This is a genomic window from Ottowia sp., assembly GCF_047975795.1.
Taxonomy (GTDB): Bacteria; Pseudomonadota; Gammaproteobacteria; order Burkholderiales; family Burkholderiaceae_C; genus Ottowia.
The window spans coordinates 1-2,217 of sequence record NZ_JBKEEE010000078.1; the positions used below are offsets into that span (position 1 = coordinate 1).

A 2,217-nucleotide genomic window follows, 5' to 3' on the forward strand; every position below is an offset into this window, starting at 1 on the left:
CCCAAAGGGCAGCAAATCGACTGAAAACGGGCTGAAATTGCTTAAAAAACAGGCAGCCATCGAAATGGGCCGCCATCTCGGCTGCTCAGGCTTGGAAAAACCAGGGTTTATAGAGCTTCCCTACCATCGAAGAAATCCGCGTCGACCTCAACCCGGCCGAGCGCGCGCACATGATGGCCATCACCCAGCGCCGCACCGTGCCACAGATATTCATTGGCGACACCCATGTTGGCGGCCATGACGATTTGGTGGCGCTGGATCAGCGCGGCGAGCTAGACACCCTGCTGGCCGGATCAGCCGCCTGACATAATCCAAAGTACATGGCGGGGTGCCTCAAGGCAAGCACCGTTTTCTTTTTAACTGTTCACATCGAGAAATTCCATGGCTGACCAAGATCCCGTGTTCAACATCCAGCGCGTTTACCTCAAAGAAGCCTCGCTGGAACAACCCAACTCGCCCGCCATCTTGCTGGAGCAGGCCCAGCCTGCGGTGGAAATCAACCTGGGCGTCAGCGCCGAAAACGCAGCCGAAGGCGTGTTCGAGGTCACCGTCACCGCCACCGTGCAAACCAAGATCGAAGACAAAACGGTCTTTCTGGTCGAGTGCAAGCAAGCTGGTATTTTTGAAATCCGCAACGTGCCTGAAGACCAGATGGGGCCGGTGGTCAGCATCGCCTGCCCGCAAATCGTCTACCCCTATCTGCGTGGCAATGTGGCCGATTTGATCCAGCGCGCAGGCTTTCCACCGGTGCATCTGGCTGAAATCAACTTCCAGCAAATGTATGAGCAGCAGCAGGCCGCACAACAGGCCGAAAGCTCGCCCATCATTACCCAATAAGAGCGGGCGCTGGCATCAGCCCACAGGGCCTCGTCAGCTATGAAAATAATAGTTATCGGAGCCGGTGCCTGGGGCACTGCCATGGCCATCAGCGCAGCGCGCAACCCCAGTGGTCATCAGGTCGTGCTGTGGGCGCGCGACGGCGCACAAGCCGAGCAGATGGCCGCCACGCACGAAAACGTGCGCTACCTGCCCGGCATCCCACTGCCGCAAAGCCTGATTCTGGGCGGCGGTGATACCGGCAGCCTGATGCAGGCCGTGCCCGAGGCCAACTTGATCGTCATCGCCACCCCCGTGGCCGGGCTGCGTCCCACGCTTCAACAATTGCACGAACAGTGGCAGAACGTGCGCGTACCCGTGGCTTGGTTATGCAAAGGTTTTGAACCCGCGCAAGATCCAGATGCGCCCCACCCTTTTGGCCTCATGCCGCACGAAATCCAGCGTCAGGCAGCGCCTGGCATGCAGGCCGGCGCGCTGTCTGGCCCCAGCTTTGCGCAAGAAGTGGCGCGCGGCCAACCCACCGCGCTGGTCGCTGCCAGTGATCAACCGCTGGTTCGCGATGCCATGGTCGCAGCCTTTCACGGCCCGACGCTGCGCGTGTACGCCAACGACGATCTGGCAGGTGTGGAAGTCGGTGGTGCCGTCAAAAACGTACTGGCCATCGCCACCGGCTTGGCCGACGGGCTGAACCTGGGGCTGAATGCCCGTGCCGCACTCATCACCCGCGGGCTGGCCGAAATTGCCCGCCTGGGCATCGCCCTGGGGGCACAAAGCGAAACCTTCATGGGCTTATCAGGCCTGGGCGACCTGGTGCTGACGGCCACAGGAGAGCTGAGCCGCAACCGTCGCGTCGGCCTGCTCCTGGCCGATGGCAAAACCGTCCAGCAAGCCGTCGAATCCCTGGGCCACGTGGCCGAAGGCGTGTACAGCGCCCGCACCGTCTTGCAGCGTGCCAGGCACCTGGGCATCGACATGCCCATCACCCAATGCGTGGTCAGCCTGCTGGACGGCCAGCTCAAACCCGTCGAAGCCGTCGCCGCGCTGATGGGGCGCGATCCCAAGGGTGAAATTTTGTAGGCTTTTTGTAGGCTGCCTGGACTTTCATCGCGCTTTTTTTATAGCGCAACAGACTATCAAAAAAAGAGCGTTCCTGCGTATCTCCGATCATCCTAGATCCGACAGTTGGACGCATCCGATGGTGCTGTGATCGGCGTGCCAGGCAAGACGCGTGGACGCTGCGGGGTTTGCTCCCCGCATGCACGAGCAACGCCGCATGACGCGGCGAGCGCAGTGCCAGTGGGTGCGGTGCGCCTTGATCTCCAAGGTGAGCGTTGGAAAGGGCAAAAAGTTGTGTATTCATGCGGCTTTCACGAAGAACAC

At 60.7% G+C, this 2,217-nt stretch carries 2 protein-coding genes and 1 pseudogene; all 3 read left to right on the top strand.

Annotation, left to right across the window (positions count from 1 at the left end; all coding sequences use genetic code 11):
* Nucleotides 1-125: 125 nt before the first annotated feature.
* Nucleotides 126-305, top strand: a pseudogene (locus tag ACK5NW_RS11485) (glutaredoxin domain-containing protein); the annotation flags it as partial.
* A 76-nt stretch (nt 306-381) separates the two neighbouring features.
* Nucleotides 382-837, top strand: coding sequence for a protein-export chaperone SecB (gene secB / locus ACK5NW_RS11490; protein ID WP_416928145.1), 456 nt, complete (start codon nt 382-384; stop codon nt 835-837).
* Between the two features lie 39 nt (nt 838-876).
* Nucleotides 877-1,914, top strand: coding sequence for an NAD(P)H-dependent glycerol-3-phosphate dehydrogenase (locus ACK5NW_RS11495; protein ID WP_416928147.1), 1,038 nt, complete (start codon nt 877-879; stop codon nt 1,912-1,914).
* The last annotated feature ends 303 nt before the right edge of the window (nt 1,915-2,217 follow it).

Excerpts from the sequence above, each read along its gene's own strand:
- secB (WP_416928145.1), top strand. The coding sequence starts at position 382 with ATGGCTGACCAAGATCCCGTGTTCAACATCCAGCGCGTTTACCTCAAA.
- ACK5NW_RS11495 (WP_416928147.1), top strand. The coding sequence starts at position 877 with ATGAAAATAATAGTTATCGGAGCCGGTGCCTGGGGCACTGCCATGGCC.